Origin of the sequence: Fangia hongkongensis FSC776 = DSM 21703, assembly GCF_000379445.1 — a bacterium.
Taxonomy (GTDB): domain Bacteria; phylum Pseudomonadota; class Gammaproteobacteria; order Francisellales; family Francisellaceae; genus Fangia; species Fangia hongkongensis.
In genome coordinates this window covers 220,722-244,435 of sequence record NZ_KB902239.1, presented here as the reverse complement: position 1 = coordinate 244,435, position 23,714 = coordinate 220,722, and the positions used below count along the sequence as shown (strand labels likewise).

Annotated in this window: 23 protein-coding genes and 1 other RNA gene; 9 read left to right on the top strand and 15 right to left on the bottom strand. The window is 38.1% G+C overall.

What is annotated here, in order from left to right; translation table 11 throughout:
* Window position 1 precedes the first annotated feature (1 nt).
* From rpoH to A37Q_RS14310, 10 genes are all read right to left on the bottom strand, one after another.
* Entirely contained in the window at window positions 2-877 is an 876-nt protein-coding gene (gene rpoH, locus A37Q_RS0101230) for an RNA polymerase sigma factor RpoH (protein WP_018298442.1), read from the bottom strand.
* Between the two features lie 103 nt (window positions 878-980).
* Window positions 981-1,934, bottom strand: a complete 954-nt coding sequence (gene secF, locus A37Q_RS0101225) for a protein translocase subunit SecF (RefSeq protein ID WP_018298441.1) — start codon at window positions 1,932-1,934, stop codon at window positions 981-983.
* Between the two features lie 9 nt (window positions 1,935-1,943).
* Complete coding sequence (secD, locus tag A37Q_RS0101220) at window positions 1,944-3,887, bottom strand: protein translocase subunit SecD (RefSeq protein ID WP_018298440.1); 1,944 nt, start codon at window positions 3,885-3,887, stop codon at window positions 1,944-1,946.
* 23 nt (window positions 3,888-3,910) lie between these two features.
* On the bottom strand, window positions 3,911-4,264 hold the full coding sequence (gene yajC / locus A37Q_RS0101215) for a preprotein translocase subunit YajC (RefSeq protein WP_018298439.1): 354 nt from the start codon (window positions 4,262-4,264) through the stop codon (window positions 3,911-3,913).
* A gap of 105 nt (window positions 4,265-4,369) precedes the next feature.
* Window positions 4,370-4,912, bottom strand: a complete 543-nt coding sequence (gene def / locus A37Q_RS0101210; protein WP_018298438.1) for a peptide deformylase — start codon at window positions 4,910-4,912, stop codon at window positions 4,370-4,372.
* Window positions 4,913-4,929: 17 nt separating this feature from the next.
* Window positions 4,930-5,424 carry a hypothetical protein gene (locus tag A37Q_RS0101205; protein ID WP_154648596.1) on the bottom strand — a complete coding sequence of 165 codons (495 nt, stop codon included), beginning with the start codon at window positions 5,422-5,424 and terminating at the stop codon, window positions 4,930-4,932.
* A 35-nt stretch (window positions 5,425-5,459) separates the two neighbouring features.
* The gene (queA, locus tag A37Q_RS0101200; RefSeq protein ID WP_018298436.1) at window positions 5,460-6,473 is read right to left on the bottom strand and encodes a tRNA preQ1(34) S-adenosylmethionine ribosyltransferase-isomerase QueA; all 1,014 of its coding nucleotides are present in this window, start codon (window positions 6,471-6,473) and stop codon (window positions 5,460-5,462) included.
* A 12-nt stretch (window positions 6,474-6,485) separates the two neighbouring features.
* Window positions 6,486-7,673 (bottom strand): UbiH/UbiF/VisC/COQ6 family ubiquinone biosynthesis hydroxylase, encoded by a 1,188-nt coding sequence (locus A37Q_RS14315; protein ID WP_018298435.1) that lies wholly within the window; start codon window positions 7,671-7,673, stop codon window positions 6,486-6,488.
* On the bottom strand, window positions 7,674-8,909 hold the full coding sequence (locus A37Q_RS0101190; RefSeq protein WP_018298434.1) for an FAD-dependent monooxygenase: 1,236 nt from the start codon (window positions 8,907-8,909) through the stop codon (window positions 7,674-7,676). It lies immediately after the preceding gene.
* Between the two features lie 5 nt (window positions 8,910-8,914).
* Window positions 8,915-9,493 (bottom strand): UPF0149 family protein, encoded by a 579-nt coding sequence (locus A37Q_RS14310; protein WP_018298433.1) that lies wholly within the window; start codon window positions 9,491-9,493, stop codon window positions 8,915-8,917.
* Between the two features lie 172 nt (window positions 9,494-9,665).
* On the opposite strand from A37Q_RS14310, the gene ssrS reads away from it, so the two are divergent.
* A non-coding RNA gene (gene ssrS / locus A37Q_RS16055) (6S RNA) lies at window positions 9,666-9,849 on the top strand.
* A gap of 17 nt (window positions 9,850-9,866) precedes the next feature.
* On the opposite strand, the gene A37Q_RS0101180 is transcribed toward ssrS, so the two are convergent.
* Complete coding sequence (locus A37Q_RS0101180) at window positions 9,867-10,427, bottom strand: CvpA family protein (RefSeq protein WP_018298432.1); 561 nt, start codon at window positions 10,425-10,427, stop codon at window positions 9,867-9,869.
* Between the two features lie 143 nt (window positions 10,428-10,570).
* Between A37Q_RS0101180 and A37Q_RS0101175 the strand changes: the two genes are divergently transcribed.
* From A37Q_RS0101175 to secB, 3 genes are all read left to right on the top strand, one after another.
* Window positions 10,571-12,019 carry a peptide MFS transporter gene (locus A37Q_RS0101175; RefSeq protein WP_018298431.1) on the top strand — a complete coding sequence of 483 codons (1,449 nt, stop codon included), beginning with the start codon at window positions 10,571-10,573 and terminating at the stop codon, window positions 12,017-12,019.
* Window positions 12,020-12,127: 108 nt separating this feature from the next.
* Entirely contained in the window at window positions 12,128-14,710 is a 2,583-nt protein-coding gene (gene mutS / locus A37Q_RS0101170; RefSeq protein WP_018298430.1) for a DNA mismatch repair protein MutS, read from the top strand.
* Between the two features lie 73 nt (window positions 14,711-14,783).
* Window positions 14,784-15,245, top strand: a complete 462-nt coding sequence (secB, locus tag A37Q_RS0101165; RefSeq protein ID WP_018298429.1) for a protein-export chaperone SecB — start codon at window positions 14,784-14,786, stop codon at window positions 15,243-15,245.
* Here secB and A37Q_RS0101160 read toward each other — a convergent pair.
* Window positions 15,242-15,421, bottom strand: a complete 180-nt coding sequence (locus A37Q_RS0101160; RefSeq protein WP_018298428.1) for a hypothetical protein — start codon at window positions 15,419-15,421, stop codon at window positions 15,242-15,244. The two genes, secB and A37Q_RS0101160, sit on opposite strands and share 4 nt — an antisense overlap.
* A 242-nt stretch (window positions 15,422-15,663) precedes the next feature.
* Between A37Q_RS0101160 and A37Q_RS0101155 the strand changes: the two genes are divergently transcribed.
* The 5 genes from A37Q_RS0101155 (at window position 15,664) to A37Q_RS0101135 (ending at window position 20,136) form a co-directional block, all read left to right on the top strand.
* Window positions 15,664-16,671 carry a sigma-70 family RNA polymerase sigma factor gene (locus tag A37Q_RS0101155; RefSeq protein ID WP_018298427.1) on the top strand — a complete coding sequence of 336 codons (1,008 nt, stop codon included), beginning with the start codon at window positions 15,664-15,666 and terminating at the stop codon, window positions 16,669-16,671.
* Window positions 16,672-16,786: 115 nt separating this feature from the next.
* Window positions 16,787-18,103, top strand: coding sequence for an MFS transporter (locus A37Q_RS0101150; protein ID WP_018298426.1), 1,317 nt, complete (start codon window positions 16,787-16,789; stop codon window positions 18,101-18,103).
* 15 nt (window positions 18,104-18,118) lie between these two features.
* The gene (gene zapE / locus A37Q_RS0101145; protein ID WP_018298425.1) at window positions 18,119-19,186 is read left to right on the top strand and encodes a cell division protein ZapE; all 1,068 of its coding nucleotides are present in this window, start codon (window positions 18,119-18,121) and stop codon (window positions 19,184-19,186) included.
* Between the two features lie 286 nt (window positions 19,187-19,472).
* Window positions 19,473-19,826: a type II toxin-antitoxin system RelE/ParE family toxin gene (locus A37Q_RS0101140; protein WP_018298424.1), complete on the top strand. Its 354-nt coding sequence runs from the start codon at window positions 19,473-19,475 to the stop codon at window positions 19,824-19,826.
* A 1-nt stretch (window position 19,827) separates the two neighbouring features.
* Complete coding sequence (locus A37Q_RS0101135; RefSeq protein ID WP_018298423.1) at window positions 19,828-20,136, top strand: helix-turn-helix domain-containing protein; 309 nt, start codon at window positions 19,828-19,830, stop codon at window positions 20,134-20,136.
* A 162-nt stretch (window positions 20,137-20,298) separates the two neighbouring features.
* On the opposite strand, the gene A37Q_RS0101130 is transcribed toward A37Q_RS0101135, so the two are convergent.
* The 3 genes from A37Q_RS0101130 to A37Q_RS0101120 form a co-directional block, all read right to left on the bottom strand.
* Window positions 20,299-22,071, bottom strand: a complete 1,773-nt coding sequence (locus tag A37Q_RS0101130) for a TIGR03546 family protein (RefSeq protein ID WP_018298422.1) — start codon at window positions 22,069-22,071, stop codon at window positions 20,299-20,301.
* A gap of 90 nt (window positions 22,072-22,161) precedes the next feature.
* On the bottom strand, window positions 22,162-22,734 hold the full coding sequence (locus A37Q_RS14305) for a flavodoxin family protein (protein ID WP_018298421.1): 573 nt from the start codon (window positions 22,732-22,734) through the stop codon (window positions 22,162-22,164).
* A 52-nt stretch (window positions 22,735-22,786) separates the two neighbouring features.
* Window positions 22,787-23,686 carry an ArgP/LysG family DNA-binding transcriptional regulator gene (locus tag A37Q_RS0101120; protein ID WP_018298420.1) on the bottom strand — a complete coding sequence of 300 codons (900 nt, stop codon included), beginning with the start codon at window positions 23,684-23,686 and terminating at the stop codon, window positions 22,787-22,789.
* Between the last annotated feature and the right edge of the window lie 28 nt (window positions 23,687-23,714).

Sequence of the window (23,714 nt, the reverse complement as noted above, 5' to 3'; positions counted from 1 at the left end):
TTTACAGATGTGCAACGGAAGATTTCAGTCTTCCCATTGCACTTTCTTCTAGCTGACGAACACGCTCAGCAGAAATTTGATATTTTGCAGCCAAATCATGTAAAGTCGCTTTTTCGTCTGAAAACCATCTTGATAAAATAATATCACGGCTTCTCTCATCTAACTCATCAATGGCTTCTTGCAATTTTATTTGCGTCTTCTGTTCAAAATCATCATCTTCAACCAACGCTTCTGGATTTCTAGATTGATCTTCAAGATATAAAGATGGATGATAAGCCTTGGCATCATCCCCTTCTTCAATTGGCGCATCAAATGCCATATCATAAGCATTCATTCGCTTTTCCATTTCAACAACCGTCTCTGGCTGAACACCAAGCTCTTTTGCGACATCTTGAATTTCTTCTTCATTTAGCCAACCAAAACGCTTTTTACTGCTTCTTAAGTTAAAAAAGAGTTTTCTTTGTGATTTGGTCGTTGCAATTTTAACAATGCGCCAGTTTTTTAAAATATACTCGTGCATTTCAGCCTTAATCCAATGTACAGCAAAAGAAACCAAACGCACACCCACCTCAGGGTCAAAGCGTCTCACTGCTTTCATAAGACCAATATTGCCTTCTTGAATGAGATCGGTAATAGGCAGCCCATAGCCTGAAAAACCACGTGCCACTTTGATAACAAAACGTAAATGCGCCATAATAAGCGCTTGTGCCGCATCAATATCCTGTTGATAACGTAATCGCTCTGCAAGCTCTTTTTCTTCCGCTTCAGTTAACATAGGAATACTATTAGCAAAACGAATATAACTATCCAATCCATCGGTATCTGATAAGGCAGGAATCGGTAAGGTGTTTTTCTTTACAACAAGCTCTTTACCCATTGAGAATACAAAATCTTTATTATTGTTTTAATGTTAAGAATTATAGCATAGTTTTGCTCAACAAATATCCTTATTTGCAAGCATAAAAGAACTGAAATTATAGTTATGGTCGACCATCTTCAATTTTAGCGGTTGGCAGTAAAGACTCACGTTTTAAGCCAAATAACACTGCTAAAACACCTGCCACATAGATAGAGGAATAGGTGCCAATAATAACACCTAAAATAAGCGCCAATGAAAACTCATGTAGTGAAGGACCACCAAAGAAGAACAACACCACGACAACAAGCAGCGTTAAACCTGAAGTCATAATCGTACGTGATAAGGTATCATTAACAGAGCGATTGATAACCTCAATCACACTTGCTTTTCGCATTTTACGGAAGTTTTCACGAACCCGGTCATAGATAACAACCGTATCATTCAGTGAAAAACCAATAACTGCCAATACTGCCGCTAAGGTGATAAGGTTAAACTCTAACTGAAATGCAGAGAATACGCCCAAAATAACAATAGGGTCATGGATTAATGCAATTCCAGCGCTTAAAGCAAACTTCATTTCAAATCGAAATGCGATATAACCGACAATACAAATCATGGCAACGATCAGCGCCAATAAGCCATTTGTCGCAAGCTCTTTACCCACTTGCGGACCAATATAGTTTAAGCTTGCAACTGTCGCTTGAGTACCTAGTGCTTTAGATACTTCTGCTTTTAGCGCTTGCTGCACCGACTCACCATCTTGGTTAATAGCGCCTTGATTTTTACCTTTTTGCTCAACTGGAAGCTTAATCATCAAGCTATCACTTGAGCCGAAGGTTGTCACCTGCGCGCCTGAGAGCCCAGCTCCCTTTAAGCGATTAGTAACATCCGTGGTAGAAGGCGTTTGTGTATAGTTTACTTGAATTTGATAGCCGCCTGTAAAATCAAGCCCCATATTCAGGCCTCTTACAGCAAGAAAGGCAATGGATATACCAATTAAAATAATCGATACAAGTGCTGTCCACTTGCGAATACCCATAAAATCAAAATCAGTTTTTTTCTTAAAAAATTCCATGACTCGCTCCTATATCCCAATAGATAGTTTTTTAAGATTTCGGCGAGAGCCATAAATCAGGTTGGTCATTGCGCGAGAAACTGTCACTGCTGTGAACATCGATGTAATAATACCGATAATCAACGTTACTGCAAAGCCTTTAACCGCACCTGTACCAATTGCAAATAAAATCACCGCAACAATTAATGTCGTCACATTGGAGTCAAGAATCGTACCAAATGCTCTTTCATAACCGGCATGAATAGCACTTTGCACCGGCATGCCATTTCTTAGCTCCTCTCGAATCCGCTCGAAGATAAGTACATTACCATCAATTGACATCCCAAGGTTCAGCACAATGCCCGCAATACCCGGCAAAGTCAATGTAGCACCTGGAATAATAGACATTACAGCAACAATCAAGATTAAATTAAGCACCAATGCCACATTAGCGACAATACCAAATAAATGATAATAAATCGCCATAAATAAAATCACCAACACCAAGGCAACCACAATTGAGATAACACCTTGCTCAATATTTTGTTTCCCTAGCGTTGGGCCAATTTGCTGCTCTTGAGCAATATGGACAGGCACTTGAAGTGCGCCAGATCGAATCATAAGCGCAAGGTTATTCGCCTCTCTTTGATCAAGGCCCGTAATTTGGAAGTTTGCCCCTAATGCTGATTGAATCGTTGCGGCATTCACTAGCTTTTCATTCTTATCAACTTTATTAACTTCTTTGCCATTAACCATCTCTTTTTGATAGGTGGTGTTAACAAGCATCACCCCCATCAAATTGTTAATGTTCTTACTGGTCACTTCTCTAAAATGACCCGATGCATCTGAGCTTAATTGCACAGCAACAATCGGCTGACCTGTTTGTGGATCCACACCAGGAGAGGCATTGACAATCTGGCTTCCTCCAGCAACTGCATTACCTTCTAGTTGATAGTAGATCGTTTGGCCATTTGCTGTGAGCGGATAAACCTTAATTCCCTGCTCTTCTGTTTGCAAACGATTCAATACCGGCTTAACAATATAGAAACTCGCTGTTGAAGTCCCACCTAGAATTTGCTTAGCTCTTGTTGCATCTTGAAGCCCCGGAAGCTCAATGATCACACGCGAGTCACCTGATGCTGCAACCGATGCCTCGGCCACACCAAGTGCGTTAATACGATTTCGCATCACAGTCACAACCTGCGAGATTGCCTCTTGCTTGATTTGCATCAACAGCTGAGAGTTAAAGCTCACGATTAGTGTATTTCCAACAGAGCTATATATAAGCTGATTGTTTTGCGTTTTGCTGTAGGTATCATTGAGATACGCCTTGGCCTTATCAAGCTCTGAGCTAGAGGCAAAATTAATAGCCACATAACCCACAGAACTGTAGGATAAAGGTGCATCAACGCCTTTAGCAATGTTCTTTTGCTGTGTTGCTTTCACTTCAGAAAGCTTCTCAACTCCCTGAGCTTTTAGTCCATTTGAAATAGACTCAAGGGTGTTATTTAATCTTGCATTAATAGCCGTTTGCGTATCTGCTTCCAAAACAAGATACATTCCACCTCTAAGATCAAGTCCAAGATTCATTGGCTCTGCACCAAGTGCTAATAACCAATTAGGTGTATTTGCAGCCATATTAAGTGCAACAATATAATTATCACCAATTGCTTTTTGCAATACGCCTCTTGCCTTGATCTGCTCATTGGCATCTGAAAACCGAACTTGAATAACGGTGTCAGAGACCTGTTTTAATGAGCTATATTCAACCTTGTCTTTTTCAAGTGTCGTTTCAACCTTTGAGATAAGCGCTGCATTAACTGTGCCATCTTTCGGTGAAATTTGCAGTGAGGGCGTCTCTCCAAAAAGATTCGGAAGCGCATATAAAATTGCCAAAACAGTGATTACAAGTATGAGAAGATATTTCCAAACAGGATACTTATTTACTGCCACTTTTTGTCTGGGATTAAGCATAATAAAACCTTATCTTATCCAAATTAGTTTGTTTGCACAGCTCCCTTTGGCAGCACACCAGAAACAGCACTTTTTTGAATTTTAACAATCACATTATCAGAGATTTCAAGCTCAGTATAATTCTCACCAACTTTAACAATTTTGCCGACGATACCACCAGTTGTCATCACCTCATCTCCTTTCGCAATTTCAGAGAGCATTTTACGTTGCTCTTTATTACGCTTCATTTGAGGGCGAATAAGCAAAAAGTAAAAAATGGCAAAAAAGGCTACCAACATTAAAATTGAGCTCATTGCTGAACCAGAGGCTTCACCGGCAGCAAACGCACTTGTGCTTAGCAATAACACAGAAGATAAAATTGCTAATAGTTTTTTCATTACTTTCTCCTTTATAGACTATCAATACATTTATTTGTTTGAAATTACAATTTTAAAGCTTGACTAATGTACATGACTGATGGTGTTTTGACAACAATTGTCTGCTTAAGATTGTGCTGGTGAAATAAACTGATCAAACTCTTCTTGGAAGGCAATTTTTGTTGTATCCGTAATTCTATCCAAAAAAACTACCCCGAAGAGATGGTCAAGCTCATGCTGGAAGACAACTGCTCTAAAATCATCTAAATATAAACTTTGCGCGTTTGCTGTTTCATCTAGATACTCAACTTTAATTGCACTTGCTCTTTCAACACAGCCTCTTATTCCAGGAACAGATAAACACCCCTCCCAAAACCCCGTTTTTTGATCATCAACAATGCTAATAATCGGGTTAAATATGACATATCGACCAGACACATTTAGATTTTTATAACGTGGATTGTCTTTTTTAATCTCAATAATTGCAGCTTGTTTAGAGATACCTATTTGAGGCGCTGCAATGCCAATGCCACCTAAAGCCGCCATAGTATCATCCATATCTTTAATAAGCGCTTTTGTCTCACGCTTTAAAATTTCCTCTTTTGTAAAAGGCTTTGCTTTTTGTCGCAATACGGGATTGCCAAGACGAATAATTTCACAAACTGCCATCACCCACTCCTTGCTCGTTATTTTTGCTGATTGTTTTGCTGCGATTTTTCTGATTTCAACTCATCCATAAGTGTAATAAGCCTGTCATTTTGTGCCGCAATTTCCTTTAATGCCAGAATCATTTGATCATTTTGTTTTAATTGTAATTGATTTTGCTCTGCCTGCTTATATAGCATATACAACGTATATTGCTCTGGCTTTGTGAAATCGTCTGCCTCTTTATCCGCATTATGAAAGGCATTTACAATATCCATTTGAAATTTTCTAATTTCAGGCTCATTGCCCGTTGTTGCAGTGTAATTGATTGTTTGCACTTTTGGCGTACTGATCGGCACAGCTTTCGGCGGCGGTGCAACACCACTTAATTGCTCGTTTAAAGAAAGTGACTTATCGCCCGATGCAATGACTTGCATTGTAGGCGCCGCTTTGGGACTCAAGTTATCAGCCGCAAATGAATATGTGTAACCGATTAAGAGCGTAAATAACAAGGTTAATATTTGTTTCATTGTCACACTTTACTCCTACATTGCTTATTTGAATAACACTTTTAACTAATAAACATCGCATCGCCGTAACTGTAGAAGCGATATTCATTATTCACTGCATGCTCATATGCCTTTTTGATATTATCCAATGAAGAAAAAGCACTCACAAGCATAATTAAAGTTGATTTTGGTAAATGGAAGTTGGTCACCATCGCATCAACGACATTAAATGTTTTCCCCGGGTATAAAAAGATATCACTTTCACCATAAAATGGCTTTATAGCACCAGATATCGCTGCACTTTCTAACGATCTCACACTCGTTGTTCCAACTGCAATCACGCGCCCGCCTTTTGCCTTTGTCTCATTAACCAAATCACACACACTTTTTGGCACATCAATCAACTCACTGTGCATTTGGTGCGCTGTAATATCCTCTGCTTGCACAGGTTTAAATGTCCCTGAACCAACATGCAAAGTAATATAAGCAAGCTTCGCTCCCTTTTGCTCAATCTTTCTCAATAATGCTTTAGTAAAATGAAGCCCCGCTGTCGGCGCTGCAACAGAGCCTAAAAGCTTACTATATACCGTTTGATAGCGCTCAACATCAAAACTTTCATCTTCTCGTTTCATATAAGGCGGCAAAGGCATGTGACCATACTCATGCATTAGCTGCCAGATCGTGATATCATCAAGCTTTATTGTGTATAAGCCTTGCGCCTTTTCAAGCACAATTGCCTTGTGATTTTCAATGAGAACTTCAGATCCTAATTTAGGTGCTTTATTCGCACGAATATGACTGGTAAATGTTGCCTCATCCAGCACTTTTTCCACCAGAAACTCAAGCTTTGCACCTGTTGGCTTTTGCCCAAAAAGCCTTGCTGCCATCACTTTTGAGTTATTGAAAACCAAAAGATCATTCCCTTGAATTTCATCAACAATATCATAAAAGTATTTATCTTGAAGCGCGCCACTTTGTCGATTTAAATGTAAAAGGCGGCTATGATCGCGCTCTTTTGTTGGATATCTTGCAATAAGCTTCTCTGGTAACTGATAGTCAAATATTTCTGTTTTCATAAATCTTTAATTTTATTTTCCTCTGGCTTGATAAACAAAAAACTGCTTAAGCCACTTTGTTTTATTAACCGCATTAACACCCACTGATCTTGCTAATGTTATCACTGGGTTCTGATTACAAAATAGCACTTTTATCAATTTGATACTTTTTAGCATCATTTCATTGTCTAACTTTCTACATCTTTGATATTCATCCAAGGTATCAATACTGCGAATGAACCTTCCTTTTCTTTTTGCTTGCGCTAACACTCTCGTTAAGCTTACTACATCTTGAAAGCCCATATTAACACCCAACCCTGCTAAAGGGTGAATGGTATGAGCGGCATCACCTACTAAGGTCACACCTTTTTGATAATAGGATTTTACATGCCGCTCCAAAAGTGGAAATATTTGCCTTTTGGACACAAGCTCAATCTCACCAAACAAGTGATCAAAATCCTGTTGCAATTTAGCCTCAAAAAAATCCTTTTCCAATGAACATGTTTCATTTGCATCATTTGTGTTTTGTGAGTAGACAATTGAAGCCATATGAGCATCTTGAAGTGGCAAAAGCGCCAAAACACCATTTGGGAAAAAGCGCTGATAGGCTGTATCATTATGTGGCTTTTCAAGCTTAATTGTGCCAACAAGTGCACTTTGCTGATATGTATTTGAATTAAACTCAAAACCAAAAAAATCTCGCGTATAGGAATTAGCACCATCTGCGCCAATAATTAAAGAAGACAATAAGCGCACTTTAGATGACAAATCAATACGCCAAAGCTCATCCACTTCTGTCATAGCGTCTATCTTTACGGCATCAAAAATACTGACAGCACTTGTTTGCAACTTTTTTGCCAAATGGTAGCTAATAAGATCATTTTCAATGATATAACCAAGCGCATCTAAAGAGAACTCTTTTGCTGTTATTTCAAGCCTTGCAGCAGATTTAGCATCCCAGACTTTCATCTCACGATAGACACCCAATCCATTGATAAAAATATCTTGCCAAACCCCTAGATCTTCTAACAACTTTTCAGAGGCTGCATTAATTGCACTAACACGCCGAGTCACCTTCTTTGTCTCTGAGGGTGTATGTGTATTCAAGCTTTTTGTTTCAATCAAAGCCACTTTAAAGCCACAAGCTTCAAGGGAAAGAGACAAAGACAAGCCAACCATTCCACCGCCGATGATCGTCACATCAAATTGGAGATCTTCCATTTATAAAACCTTCTTTTGCATCAAGCTTGATCCGTAATTCATTTTCCCCATCATTAGCTGACTAAATATTTTTTTCATATGCCTGTCTCGTGCTAAAAAATACATCCCTAAACGGCGCATTTTTTGCAAGTATAATTTATCTTCTGTAAATAAATCCATCAGCTCATGCGTAATCATTGCCGTTCTTTTATGATCTTGCTGGCGTTTAAGTGTATATGCTTCCAAAAGAGAGGCTATTTTCTCTAAATGTACATCTTCTTTAATCAAATCAAACAAAACAGCAACATCACGGATACTTAAATTTAACCCCTGCGCTGAAACTGGATGCAAAAAATGTGCGGCATTCCCAAAAAGTAAAAGGTTGTTTTGATAAAGGCGCTCTGCTTTTACAAGTAATAATGGAAAGCTTTGTCTCGAGGTAACCTTTTGTATTTGACCAAGGCGATAGCCAAATTCACTTTGCAATGTGTTAATAAACGCTGCATCAGAAAGCATACATAAATGATCTGCATTATCATTTGTCGTTGCCCAAACACAACTGACCGCATTTTTTGCCGTAGGTAACATAGCTAATACACCATTGGTAACAAAACGCTCATATGCCCAGTTTCCATGATCTCGCTTTAAACTTACATCACAAACAACAGCTTTTTGCTGATAGTCATGATAATGCTCCTTTAGCTTTACCATTTTGCGCAATTTAGAATGAGCGCCATCTGCGGCAATAATTAGCTTTGGTGCCAGATAATGAATCTCATCTTTATCAGTAAGCTTACTGATCCCAAGTGTATAGCTTTTATCAGTTTGATCTTTAAGCTTTACATCACAAGATGTATATCCACTTAATAATGTTACGTTCTTGCATTTTTTTAGGCGATCAAGTAATACCGCTAAGAGAGTGCTTAGCTTTATTACAGCACCCAAAAACGGTAATGACTCTTCTTCAGCATGAAGCTTGACATGTGAAAATGCTTTTTTATCAGATACATGAATATGCTTAATGCTAGAGGCATCATGTTTAATCATCTCCCATAAACCAAGGCTATGTAACACACTTATTGAGCTATAAGAAAGCGCAATTGCCCTATTATCATTGACTAGCAATTCAAAGGGCTTTTGTTCAATAACAAGTGTTTTTAAGTGAAGCTCATCAAGTGACAGCGCCAAGAGCATCCCAACAACCCCGCCGCCAACAATAGCGACATCATTTGTGCTCAATGCCTCAAAATCCAACATGACAGTTAATGTTTTGTTTCTTCTGATGAAGATTCACCTGTCAGTCCAAACTCACTTTGAATCAAAAGGACCGCAACTTTTGTATACTCAGCAAGCTCCATATAGGCACTTTCCTCCACAGCCTCCCCTGTCACTTCATCATCATATTGCAGACGTGAGACATCAATCAAATCATTAATTGCCTCGCCAACGGCCTCTGAACCATCATTTAAATTAATCTCCATCAAGCCTAAGCCAGATAAAAAGCCTTGTGCCCACATCGCTAAAGCATCAATTCTTTTATGAAATGGCTCTTCATCATCTGGCAATAATAAATCAAAACTCAAATCACCACTTTCAAACTGTGTTTTTGTAGCTTGGTACATTTCGGATAATACTTTAAGCGCAGGCTTGGCCATAGCATCATTTGGATCAATGGGAGAGGCCATTAATGAGTCCACCCAAGCTTGAATTCTAACATCTGCTCCCACAGTAAATAAAGCACATAAAAGTGCATGCGCCTCAGAGGCTTCTGATAAAGCATTAATACGCCTTAATGCGTCGCTAATCGACGCATAACTTGGCAGCGTGTTATCTTGTGACATATTTTTTATTACCTAGTTCGTATCGCTGCATCAAAAGCGCTTTTGTATGCAACATTTTTTCTATAGCATTATCCTATCATTGTCACAACGTTTTATCTCGATTTTTTTTGACATAAATCACTTGCACTTAAGTGCTGAAAAACCTATGATTGGATTAACTCTTAGAGTTTAGTGTTGCCTGTACTGTTGGCCAGTTTTTACAGTCTTGAGCCGATGCGTAATAAATAGGGAACAGTTTATACTTTTTCACGCGTGCAAGCTCAGTTTAGCTGAGACGCCCAACGAGAAGGTTAATGTACCCACCTGGTTCTTGAGGGTTCAAGAGCCATGTAAACAGCGGCAGAAATGGGCGACACTATAAAAAAATGAATTTTCAACCGATTGCTCTTAGCTCTTCAGCACTTTTATTCAATGACTTACTCTGACTAGCACTGCCGGTTTGAACCTTTTGAGGCAATCCCTCTGGCATACGATTTTTAGCCCACACAGCGCCCTTTACAAGCCATGGGACAAGCAAAGAATCTTCCCAAGATGTCTGCTTTTGAATGACAGGATTGAAGCTTAATACACCAACGACCATACTTAAAACAAGTGTTGACTTTACAAAGCCAAATATAAATCCCAAGCATCTGTCGGTAAGTGATTGCGTACTTTTTTTAAAAATTGAAAAGATAAGACGGATCAAATGCCCCACAAGCCAGACAATGATGATAATCGCAAAAAATGCAATCCAAAATGCCACATCTATTGAATCAAACCATCTGCTTGTATAATGGGTGGTTACAACATCTGCAAAAAAATACGCGATCACCAGCGCCACAAGCCAAATAACCAGTGAGAAAAGTCCACGTAAAAATCCTTGTGCAAAGCCCCAAACACTAAAGATTAAGACAATGGCAATAAAAACATAATCAAGCCAATTAAGCATACTCATCAACACACTCCATTTCACGAGTTTACCCAACACATCATGATCAAAAATCAGACCTTTTAGATTCTTTGGGTATTTACAAACCGATACATTCTGTCATGATAATATCTCTCTTTAGCCATTCATACAACAGAAGATAAATAAAAATGAATCGTTCGATTAAAAAAAGACAATTTGGGGTTATCTGGTTTGTAGAGTTGTGGGAGCGCTATGCATTTTACAGCTTCCAAGCACTCTTTCTCCTTTTTATTACCGCTGAACATATCAGTGAAGATCAGGCCTATCTCATCTTTGGCATCTTTGCAGCCTTATTATATCTAACCCCTACTATCGGCGGCTATATTGCTGATAAGTTCATTGGCATTAAACGCGCACTTTTAATTGGTGGCGTACTACTTTTTATTGGTTATGCCATTTTAGCATCATCACATTCTTTAGCACAAATATCATGGGCGCTGTCCTTTATTATTGTTGGAAACGGGCTTTTTAAACCCGCACCAACGGCACTTATTTCAAAGATATTCAGCAATGATGCTTCAAGCTCTCACTCAGCATTTACACTCTATTACATGGGGGTTAATATCGGCAGTTTCCTAGGGATTGCCATCACCCCTATCATTGCCCAGCATACTGGCTATTCAAATGCCTTTTGGGTGTCAGTCATTGGCATGATCGTCGCACTTTTAAATTACACCATCCGCGCAAGCTTACTAAAAGACATCAATGGCGCGCATGATACCAAACCACTGACAAAGAACGCTGCACTTCTCATTGGGGCTGTTTGCATTATCCAGATTGTTATTTGTTATTTACTGTTTCAGGTCACTGACGTTTCGTTTTATTTAATCATTGCGCTTTGCATCATTATGTTTATCTATATGTTAATAGACTCGATGAAGCTAGAGAACAAAAAAGAGCGTTTTATGCAAGTCATTGGCATTTTACTTGTCATCGAGGCGATTGTTTATTTTGTCATTTATAATCAAATGTTCTCCACACTGACACTATTTGCTAAACATAACATCCATTTAACCTTGGTTGGTTTGAGCGTCTCTCCTGCAACCTATGCCTCTTTAGATGCGGTTTGGCTTGTCATACTAAGCCCTATTTTAGCAGTGGTATATACCAAGTTGCACAATAACAAATTGATCAATATTCCGAACAAATATGCCTTTGGCACCATTCTCTCAGGCATCGCTTTTATTTCACTTTATCTTGTATGCCTTTATACCGCCAAAGATGGATTCATTAATGGTAACTGGATGATTCTTTATTTCTTTTTTGCTGCCTTTGCTGAGCTTCTTATTGCTGCTATCGGCTTCTCTTTAATTGCAATTTACTTTAGAAAAGAAATAGTCACCCTAGGAATGGGCTTTTTTATGCTGGCCCTTGCTGCAGGCGGCGCTTTATCTGGAAAGCTTGGACAACTTGTTGCCATGCCAGATGGGAAAGTATCAGCTCTTGCGTCCTTACCAACTTATATGAACTACTTTATTGGCCTTGGCATTGTTTGCATTGTACTTGGTGCTATCTATTTTATCTTTTCATTTATGATGCACCAACGCGCCAAAGCACATGGCTTTGAATTAAAATAAGTTTGATGCATTTGCCTCATCTAATTACAAATCATTTTAAAGTGAATATAGATCTCACTTAAATCTGTAGTGTATACTGGCAGCTTTATAACTTCATATATCTACATTATGCCTGATACTGCCACACAGCACACACCGATGATGCAGCAATACCTTAGCATTAAATCTGAATACCCCAATACGCTTGTATTCTACCGTATGGGAGATTTCTATGAGCTATTTTATGAAGATGCACATAAGGCAGCAAAGCTTTTAGATATCAGTTTGACCACGCGTGGAAAGTCTAATGGCGAGCCAATTGCCATGGCAGGGGTTCCCTATCATGCAGCCGAGAACTATTTGGCTAAGCTTGTAAAACAAGGCTTGAGTGTTGCAATCTGTGAGCAAGTTGGTGAAGTCAGCAATAAAGGCCCTGTAGCGCGAGAAGTTGTTCGGGTGATTACCCCCGGCACTGTATCTGAAGAGAGCTTTTTGGACAGTAGTGAAAGCAATGTCATTTTATCTGTTTTACAAACAGCAAAAAAAACAGCGCTTGCTTATTTAAATTACACACAAGGGGAAATTAAACTCATTACACTTAATGAGCGTAAATCAACACTCAATGATGAGCTTATTAGACTTAAGGCAAAAGAAGTTCTAATTGATGAAAGTCAGCTTGAGCAGCTGCAAAGCTTCGCACTGGAGAATGCTATTTCTCTTGTTCCACGAGGTGAATGGGAGTTTCAGCTTATGCCAAGCAAAAAACTGATTAATGAGGTTTTTGGGCAGCAAAGTGAAGAGGCATTAAAAGCATATCCTCTGGCAGTTTGTGCAGCTGGCGCACTTATTAATTATATTATTGAAACACAAAAATCAATCCCTTCACATCTAAGCTCCATAGCAATTGAAAAAACCGATACGTTATTAAATATCGATATTGCCAGTCGCAAAAACTTAGAGCTTGATCATGCCATCACAGGTAATCATAAACGTACACTGCTGAGTGTTATGGATCACTGCAAAAGCGCACTTGGCAAGCGCCTTTTAAGAGAATGGTTTAAAGAACCAACGACGGCAATGAATGTAATTACCACTCGCCAGAGCATTATATCAACCTTGGTGGAAAGTAACGCTATTGAGCACATTCAATCGACATTATCTTATATACAAGATATTGAGCGTATTAGCTCTCGTATTGCCCTTGGAACAGCAAAACCAAAAGACCTTGTCGCTTTAAAAGATACTCTGAACCATTTACCTCAATTAAAAACACAGCTTGATCAGTTTCAACACAATGAGCACATCAAAGCACTTGGCTTAAATCTGATATTACTGCCTGAGTTAAGTCAAACGCTTAATCATGCACTTGTCGATGAGCCCCCTGTTACCATAAAAGATGGAGGGGTTATTAAAAAGGGCTATGACGCTGAGCTTGATACACTTAAGCGCTTCTCCCATAACTCTCATGAGTACTTACTGGAACTTGAGAAAAAAGAAAAAGCGCGAACGGGAATTTCAGGGCTTAAAATTGGCTATAACAAAGTGCATGGTTATTATATTGAGATTACCAAAGCGCAGCATAAGGAGCTGCCTTGTGATTATATCAGGCGCCAGACATTAAAAAATGCTGAGCGCTATGTCACCGATGAGCTAAAGGCCTTTGAAGATAAAATATTAAGTGCAAAGGAAAAAGCACTTTCTTACGAAAAACATCTTTACCAAAGCTTGCTTTTACAGATAAATGAGCACTTTTCAACCTTGCAAATATTAGCAAAAGCCATTGCAAAAACGGATGTCTATACCAATCTTGCAGAGCGTGCACTCACACTTAAGCTCACAGCACCCGCCTTTACCCAAAAAAACATCCTTAAAATTGAAGCCTCAAGGCATCTTGTGATTGAGCAAACGCTCAATACTCCTTTTATTGCTAATGATGCCACACTCGATAATAGCCGTAAATTTCAGATTATCACAGGCCCTAACATGGGTGGGAAGTCCACTTACATGCGCCAAATTGCCCATGTTGTCTTTCTCGCTTATATCGGGAGCTTCGTCCCTGCTAAATCTGCTTTAATTGGTCCCACTGATGCCATTTTCACCCGCATTGGCGCTCATGATGATATCAGTAGTGGCAGGTCAACTTTTATGGTTGAAATGACAGAGTGCGCACATATTTTAAAAAATGCCACACAAAACTCTTTGGTGCTTATGGATGAAATTGGCAGAGGCACAAGCACATTTGATGGGCTTTCTTTAGCGATGGCAACCGCCGAGAAATTAATTGCACTTAATAGCTACACACTCTTTGCAACACATTACTTTGAGCTCACCGCGCTATCACAAAAATACAAAACCGCAACCAATATTCATTTTGAAGCCACAGAACATCAAGAGACTATTGTATTTTTACATCATGCCAAAGCAGGACCTGCACTTAAAAGTTATGGCATTCAAGTTGCCAAACTTGCAGGGGTACCAGCTGATGTAATTAAAAAAGCAAAGGCAATTTTGCATCAGTTAGAAGCTGACAGCATCACACCTTACACACCTAAACAAATGATGCTGGATTTACAAGAAACACCCAAAAATAGCGCTTCTTCTTCCTATGATGAGCTCATTGATAAACTCAATGCACTTGATCCAAATAGCTTGACACCAATTCAAGCACTCAGCGTACTCGATGAGCTAAAATCATTGATAAAAGACCAGTAACCCACTTGGTCTTTTCAATTGCTTCAGGCATAATGTGTTCGATAAAATTACAGTTAACCAATAGGATATAATAATGGAAAATACAACTGAAAACCCACAACCGAATTTTGTTATCCAAAAAATTTATACCAAAGATATTTCATTTGAAACACCGAATACACCTGAAGTATTCAAATCAGAATGGAAACCAGATGCTAATGTGAACGTCAACACACAGTCAAACATATTAGAAGGCAATGTACATGAAGTTGAGTTAACTTTAACTGTCACTGTAAAAAATGCTGATAAAACAGCCTATTTAATCGAAGTGACGCAAGCAGGCATTTTTACGATTGAAAACATGCCTCAAGATCAGATTGATCCTATGCTTGGCGCCTTTTGCCCAACTTCTTTATTCCCCTATGCAAAGGAAGTTATCGATAGCCTCATTAATAAAGCTGGATTCCCACAAATCAACCTTGCTCCAATTAACTTTGATGCACTTTATATGCAAAAAGCAGCTCAGCAAAATACAGCTGATGCCACACAGCACTAGCCAGAGATTACTCCCAGCCCTTGCACTTGAGCATTTTTATAGCTGTTAAGGTGATGATCCGGGGCAACTTTGGCATCAGTTAAATACAGACCTTGATGTGTCATAAATACCGCTATCAGCATAACAATCAAAGCGAAAGCTGCTGCGAGCATAACGTAACTTGTTGTTTTTAACATTAATCTTCCTTACGCTTTAATACTTTAGCTTGTATTTAAAGTTATAGCACACTGTATTTTATTTTGCTGTTTCAAGGGTGTAACAGTTTGTAGCATATTTGATACACAAATACCGAGTATATTTCACCCCTTTCTAGAAAATAAAAACGATAAGCGATAATTCACTATTTATCTTTTCCTATCCCTCTGAGATAATGAATTTATCCAAGTACCTTTGGAATCAAGAGATAGGAGTAGATATTGTGTCGGACACTAAGAATTATACACCTGAGGAGAATAGCGCAAACTCAAACGGACCTGCCTCATTCGCTGAGGTTGAGTTAACTGAGGATATGGATACAGATGAAGGTACGGCAGATCTAGAGCAAAGTAATGCAGAGTCTGAAAATGATGAGCAGTATGACTTCTCTCAAGGAGAAGCTGATGCAACAAGAATGTATCTGGTTGATATTGGTTTTCGCTCTCTTCTGACAAAAGAGGAGGAGTTTTATTATGCAAAGAAGGTGCAAAAAGGCGAACTGAAAGCAAAAAACATCATGATTGAAAGCAACCTTCGTTTGGTTGTTAAAATTGCAAAGCGTTATAAACCAAGAGGAAATAGTTTAAGCTTTCTGGATTTAATTGCTGAGGGCAATCTAGGATTGATTCGTGCTGTTGAGAAGTTTGACCCTGATTTGGGCTGGCGATTTTCCACTTATGCCACTTGGTGGATTCGTCAAAATATAGAACGTGCTCTTTTAAATCACCAACGAACCATTCGTGTTCCTGTGCATATATTAAAAGAGCTTAATGTCTATTTGCGTGCAGCAAATGAGCTCACCAAACAGCTTGATCATGAGCCTTCTCCTGAGGAAATTGCAGAGTTTATTGATAGACCCGTTGAGGATATCCGTAAAATTCTCTCATCAACGGTGCAAATGGATTCGCTCGATGACTCATTTGATGATTCTAATCGCTCAATGGTTGAAACCATTGCAGATGAAAACTCAATTGACCCTGAGAACATTCACCTTCATGAAAAGGCAGCAAAGTTTATTGATCAATGGCTAGATGAGCTAACCGACAATCAACGCGCTGTGCTCGCAATGCGCTTTGGACTGCGTGGACATGATATTAAAACACTAGAAGAAACCGGCATGCAAATTGGGTTAACTCGTGAACGGGTACGCCAAATTCAAGTAGATGCCCTAAAGCGCCTTAAAGTGATTGCAGCGGCAAATGACATTAAGCCGGATTTATTTGCGCGCTAGATTGCAATCGGCTAAATTCTAACTCTTTTTTACTTTTTTATTTCTATTTTTATTTTTCTCGGTAAACTCATAAGCTTATGCATATTAATCAACTTATGAGGTTTTGATTACCACCATGTCATTTTTGGTCCATAAAATAAAAGGTTATGGCTGGATTATCGTTTTTCTAAGCGCTTTTTTACTCTTCTATAAATATATTATGCAAGTCTTTCCAGGACTTATTGCTAATGACATCATGTCTTCTTTTAGTATTTCTGCATCTGGTGCTGGTGCGCTTGTTGCGGCAACATTTTGGACCATTGTTATTGTGCAGTTATTCTCAGGGCTCGTGCTGGATAAATTTGGCTTTCGCTTTATTAGCGCTCTTTCTTTACTTGTTTCCTCTGTTGGGCTCCTTTTATTTATTTATGCTGCAAACCATGGTGATTTATCTTTGGCTTATCTTGGCAGAATTATGATCGGTGCAGGAGTAGCGTTTGCAACAGTGAGTTATATCAAAGCGGTCTCTGTCTGGTTCCCACCTGAAAAGTTTGCTTTTGTCACAAGCTTTCTAGCAAGTGCTGCGATGCTTGGTGCCATTGCTGGCCAAGCACCGCTTTCTTTTCTTATTACTCATACAGGTTCATGGCAAAAAGGGCTATTTATTTGTGCTCTTATTGGGATAATTGGCGCGATTATTTATGTCTGTATCGTACGCGATAAAAACCCCAATGCTGATTTTCAGAAACATGAAAGTACCAAATTTAGCTGGCAGGCGATTAAAAATACTTTTTTCAATTATAATAACTGGCTTTTAACGCTCTATTCGGGCCTAAGCTTCACTGCTATTGATGCATTTGCTGGCCTTTGGGGAAATAATTATTTTCGTGAGCAATATCAAGTATCAACAGAACATGCCGCCGGTATGATTTCGATGATCTTTATCGGCCTTGCTATTGGTTCACCTGTTATTGGTAAACTCTCTGAAAAGCTTGATAAAAGAAAACCTATCATGCTGACTTTTCATGTTTTTGCAACGTTAAGTCTAGCGATTGTTTTGACAGTTAAAACCTCACCCTTGGTTGCCTCTATTTTGCTTTTTATTTTCGGTTTTTGCCTTGGTATTTATATGCTGACATTTGCAATAGGCAGACGAATCAATAGTATTATCGTTGCTGCAACGGTTGCGGCATTTATCAATACAGGTGAACCTGTGCTCGGCGCGATTTTTGATCCCTTAATTGGTTATTTTCTAGAGCTTACTTGGAACGGAAATTATATTAATGCTGCCGGTCAAATTGTGCACTACGCCCATGGTCATGTTCCTGTCGGCGCAGTCAAACACTTTGCAGTTGGCTCATACCATCTGGCATTTTCTATTTTAACCTTTAGTATGATACTTGCCTTTATTTTACTATGCTTTGTAAAAGACAAAGCTTACACTGAAAAATAGCACTAGGAAATTTCCATGACGCTTAGTGAGCAATATTTAAAAATCATCAAAGCTGAAGGCTATCAAAGCGATCCATTACAACTAGAAGCTATTAACAAACTGCAAATTATCTCTGAGCACTTAACAAATGCTGGTATACAAACATCAAAATGGTCTTTTTTTCGCTCACAAAAACCAACATATATAAAGGGCTTATATCTTTGGGGTGGCGTGGGTCGCGGTAAAACTTTTATTATGGACTTATTCTATAACAACCTGAACTTCCCAGCAAAGCGCCGACAACATTTCAGCCATTTCATGAAAGAAGTTCATCAAAGGCTACAGGATAATAAAGGGAAAAAATCCCCACTGAATCTTGTTGCCAAAGAGATAGCAAATAGCTCTAAAGTTATTTGTTTTGATGAGTTTTTTGTTGAAGATATTGCTGATGCAATGATCCTTGGCAGCTTATTTACCATGCTTTTTAAGCTTGGTATTACCTTGGTTGCGACTTCCAACATTCCCCCTGACAAGCTTTATCTAAGTGGACTGCAACGTGCACTTTTTTTACCTGCTATTGATGAGATTAAATCGCACTGCGATGTTTTTAACTTAGACCGTGGTATTGATTATCGCCAAGAGATGAGCGAGGATAATAGGCGTTATTTTTTCCCCTTAGCGACTGCAAATAAAGAAATTAAAGCACTCTTTCTATCAAAGGCAACAGAACATGCACTGTATAATAGTGACATCATTTTGGAAGATAGGGTCATAGCCGTTAAAGCTGTGGATGAAAGCATCATCTGGTTTGATTTTATCTCTCTATGTGGTCATGCGCGTGGCGTAAATGATTATATTGCTTTAGCAAAACGATTTGATGCGTTATTCATTAGCAATCTGCCAATATTAACCCGAAAACATGAAAACGAGACGCGCCGCTTTATTGCGCTTATCGATGAGTTTTATGATCAAGAAAAACTGGTTATTATTGCTGCTGAAGCTGACTTTAATCAGATTTATCAAGGAGAGCGACTGAAATTTGAATTTCAGCGCACCATAAGCCGCTTGCAAGAAATGCAAAGCGATGAATATGCTAAGCACTAACGCAGAGTTTAAGATTTGATAAATTCTCTATAAAGGAAGCTCTTAACTGAAACAACTCAAGATTGAGCTGTTTTGCTAATCTTCTAATTAGCTGTATTTAAGATAAAACCTGAGAAACTAAAGTATCCTAAATTTGCAGGATAAATCAAGGTAGTCTTATATTAATGATGTAGTCAATTGTGAATTAAAAGCACCAAAAGTCAATTAAAGTTAATACCCGAAATGGGTTGAATATTTACCCGGTTTGGGTATAATTTTATTATGTAATGTATAGTAAAAATATTTAATGAGTTGGATAACAATTGTAGAAACCCCTGTGTTTTTAAAGATTACCGAAAAGTTTTGCGAACGTGATATTGTTGATGAAATGATTGAGATAATCTCACAAAACCCAGAAGTTGGAGATATTATTCCCAATACAGGTGGTTGCAGAAAACTAAGATGGCAAAGAAATCGAAGCTCTGGGAAAAGTGGCGGTATAAGAACGATATATTACTTTTACGATTCAACAATGCCAATATATCTGCTCTTAGCATACCCAAAATCAGTAGCTGACAATATTAATGCTGAAACTGCAAATACATTAAAAACAATTGTTAAACAAATGGTTAAGAATCACAAAAATCTGCGAGGTAAATAGTATGAGTTTTGATTTTAATGAAAGTCTACGACAAAGTGCCGAAGAAGCTCTCCAAATATCAAAAGGGCAAGTCAACCCTGGTAAGGTGCATAAATTTTTAGTCCCTGAAAACCTTGATGTTAAAGAAATCAGGTCAAAACTAAACGTTAGTCGTAGTGAGTTTTGTGAAAAGTATGGATTTAAATTAAGAACACTTGAGAAATGGGAACAAAAAATCACAATGCCTGATTCTGCAACAAGGGCATATCTCACTGTTATTTCAAAAAATCCAGAAATAGTATATCAAGCACTACATAATAAAAACATATAGTACCAAAATGATCGTTTTACGATAGTCAAAACATAAACTTTAAAAATCATGCTCAAACCGACTTGAATACACCACAAGTCACCCCTGAAAACGAGCATTTCTTATTAATTTTATACATTTTCTACACTGATATTTTTAATCCACCCTGTAATAGTTTATTATTTAAAAGCTAAATGGCAGTTTGTCTTTTAATTTTGATTGGATTGCATCTTTAGCTGCTGATGTTCCGGCTTCTTTGAGAATCTTATTCATTTGCCCAGCTTCCAATGTCAAACTTGGATTACTGAGCTCACCTAAAAAGCGCACTTTTAATGGTAGATTATTGATATTAACAGGTGTTTTATTTACCTTGACTTGAGTCTTATACAAGATGATATCTGTAGGCAGATCTATACTTATCTGTCCATTTTTCACCTTCCAGCTGCCTTTCGCATTCACATCAGCCTCTTTTGCCATTAAAGAAAAATTACTGCCAAAGTTAACACTCTCTAAAAGTGATGCGACAGGCATTTTATTGATTGAAAAGGAGATTTTATTATCCATTTGAGTATCCGGATAACGAATCAACTCACCCTCAAACCAATTTGCCTCGGAAGTTAGCTGTACTTTTGTTGCCACATTTAAAAGTTGGGGCTCTGTTGCGATATTCTCAGCATATAAATGTAAATGCCTATTATCTGAGAGCTGGATATTTTTCACATTTAAGGTTCTAATGGTTAGTGTTGGCACTTTAGTAATCAAATAATTAGCACGAACATTGGCATAACCATACACTTGAGCCTGTGTTTTAGCATTGGCACTTTGATCCTCTGGCTTCGCTACACTTTCACCTCCACCAATCAATTGAAGCGCTCTATTTGCATAATCAAGATAAGATCGATATTCTTTGGCGTTTTTTAGATATTTCTCAATCTCAAATGTCCGTGTTTCATCTTGTTTTGTCACTTCTTTTTCTTTAGTTTGATCTTCTGTAGGTGCTGGTTTTTCCTTTGCTTTTTGAGCGGATTCTTTTATATACAATTTCCCTGGGTGCATACGCTTATGATTACTAAGAACAGTATCAACCTCAACGTTGGACAACACCAAGCGTTTACTTAAAAGCGCACTAATATCAACACGTGCTAAGAGTTTTTTCGCATAAAATTGATCATAATCGAGTTTATCTGGATTACTAAAACCTAAGTTTTCAAGTGACAACTGCCCCTTTGTCGCACTTATTGTTAAATGGTTAAAATCAACCGTTGATCCATTTACCTTAGTCAGCTCATTTTTCAAAATGTTACTGACCATCTTGCTCTGGAGCATACTTTGCATCAAAAAGGCAAGTATAATAATAACAATGACAATCACTACCCCAGAGATTCTAAAAGGATGCTTAAGACGCTTATTCTTTAGCGCAACCCAATCAACCTTATGTAGTGATTTGCCCAAAATCACCCAAGTGCTAAGCTTCACCCACCATTTATTAACCGCTTGTTGATATAAAGCCTTATCGCTTTGAATATGCGCAAGCCTGTTGCGAGTGCTTTTAAACATAAAAGCAACCACTAAACCCACGATAACCCCTAGAATAACTGAAAGAACAAATGCGCCTGTTACCAGATAATAGTCAAATCCAGCATAAGCCAAAACAGGCATATTAATCATTGATTTAAAGATTGGCTGGAACGCTCCATCTAATAACCATATACCAAAGTAAAATGACACCGGTTCGATCGCAAAAGACAGGATTTTGGCAAGAATAAATAAAATGACTACAAAGCCAATATTTACATTAAGAATTAAAACCAAAAAGATAAATAGTACACTTAAAAATGGCGCATAGGAAAATCCAGGAATAAAACCCAAGATACAGCCAAATAATACTCCTAGAAACAGCTGCATCCCTGTTGCTTGACCAAAAATAATCTTTAAGACTCGTTTCCATGTTTTCATATCATTACCCTTCTTACGCCATATGCTTTACATAAGATATTAGATGAATATTCTTATACTAACGAGCTGAATATTAAATTTCTATCCAATTTATGCTCTCGGTTGAGAAGCGTATTGCTCATTTTCATGTAAGCGCATTTTCAATAAATAGTGTAGATGTGTTACCAAATGCCCTACCAATGAAAAATCTTCTTCTTTTAGTGATTTTCTAGTATTTGATACAACACTAATACCAGATTGCACACCGTAACGATCATCAACCAGACCAAGAGGAACCCAGAGCATACCCTGTTGATTAGCAAAGGTTTGCAAATACTGTAAGGTATGCGTTTGATCGCCATTAACATAACCTCCTGATGTTATTCCACAAAGCAGCTTCCCTGCCAATAACTGTGATTGCCAAAAGATGCTAGTTGCATCAAGGAATGATTTAAACTGGGCAGGCACCCCACCAAAATAAGTAGGAGTTGCAAATATCACACCATCTGAACTTCTTAACTCAACTAACGTGTGATTATTTGTATATCTTCCATGAATAATCTCAGAGGCTTTAATTTTACTAATAGTCAAATCAACATCATATTGAGATAAGATTCTCTGGGCGTACTGCACCAATGTCTTGATGGTTCCTGTTTTTGAAAAATAAACGATAACTATCTTCATATTAATTCACTTGCTTGCTTGATCATGATATGACTAATCTACGACATCAAGTTCACTTTAGGTGAAGCCTTTTTTGTGCTTTTTCTATAAATAACTGATTTAACCTCTGGTATTTTCGATCTGGCAATTGCCAGTAATGCCAATAAAGAGGCATTCTCCATGTTTTTGTGCTCTCTAGGATGATTAATCTGCCATCTGCTAAGCAATCTACAATGTCTATTCTAGGAATAAGCGCCCATCCAAACCCTGCTAAAGTCATTTCTCTAAAGCCTTTTACTGATGGAATAATATGTGTATTATCTGCATTTAGTTCGCAATTAAACATTCTAGCCATATAAATTTGATTGAGCTGATCCTTATAATTAAAGCTCAGATAGGGTGAGTCCAAAAGATTATCTTTTAAGCTTCTATCATTTTTAAAGTACTTTTCCTTAAACTGGCTTGAACAGACTAAAACATATTCAAACTCACCTAAAAATGCACTATCACAACCTGACATACGCTTATGGTTTGTTGAAATGCAGGCAAGCACTCGTGCATTTTCAAGCAAATCTAAAGTCAACTCTTGATCTTCTGTTATAACCTCTAAATGAAACGTTTGAAAAGCAGGTATTCCCACAATTGTTTCCATTAGCCAAGTTTCTAAAGCATCATGGTTTATTGCAATAGAAAATTTAGCCTTCAGTCTTTCTATTTCTACTTTTTCATACAAAGACCCCTCTAAGAATTCAACGCGGCGCTGATGATTTAGCAACACCTCTCCCAGTTTCGTAGCTTTATAGGGTAAACTGCGAATCAATAAAGGTTCTCCAAAGCTTTTCTCTAGTGTCTTAATTCTTTGAGTCACTGCAGATTGAGTGATATTAAGCTTCTGTGCAGCTTTTTCAAAATGCTGCAAATCTATAACGGTCTTAAGGGCAATAATTCCTCGATAATCTATGGGGTGACTCATAAGGTTATTTAATGGTATATCAATATAA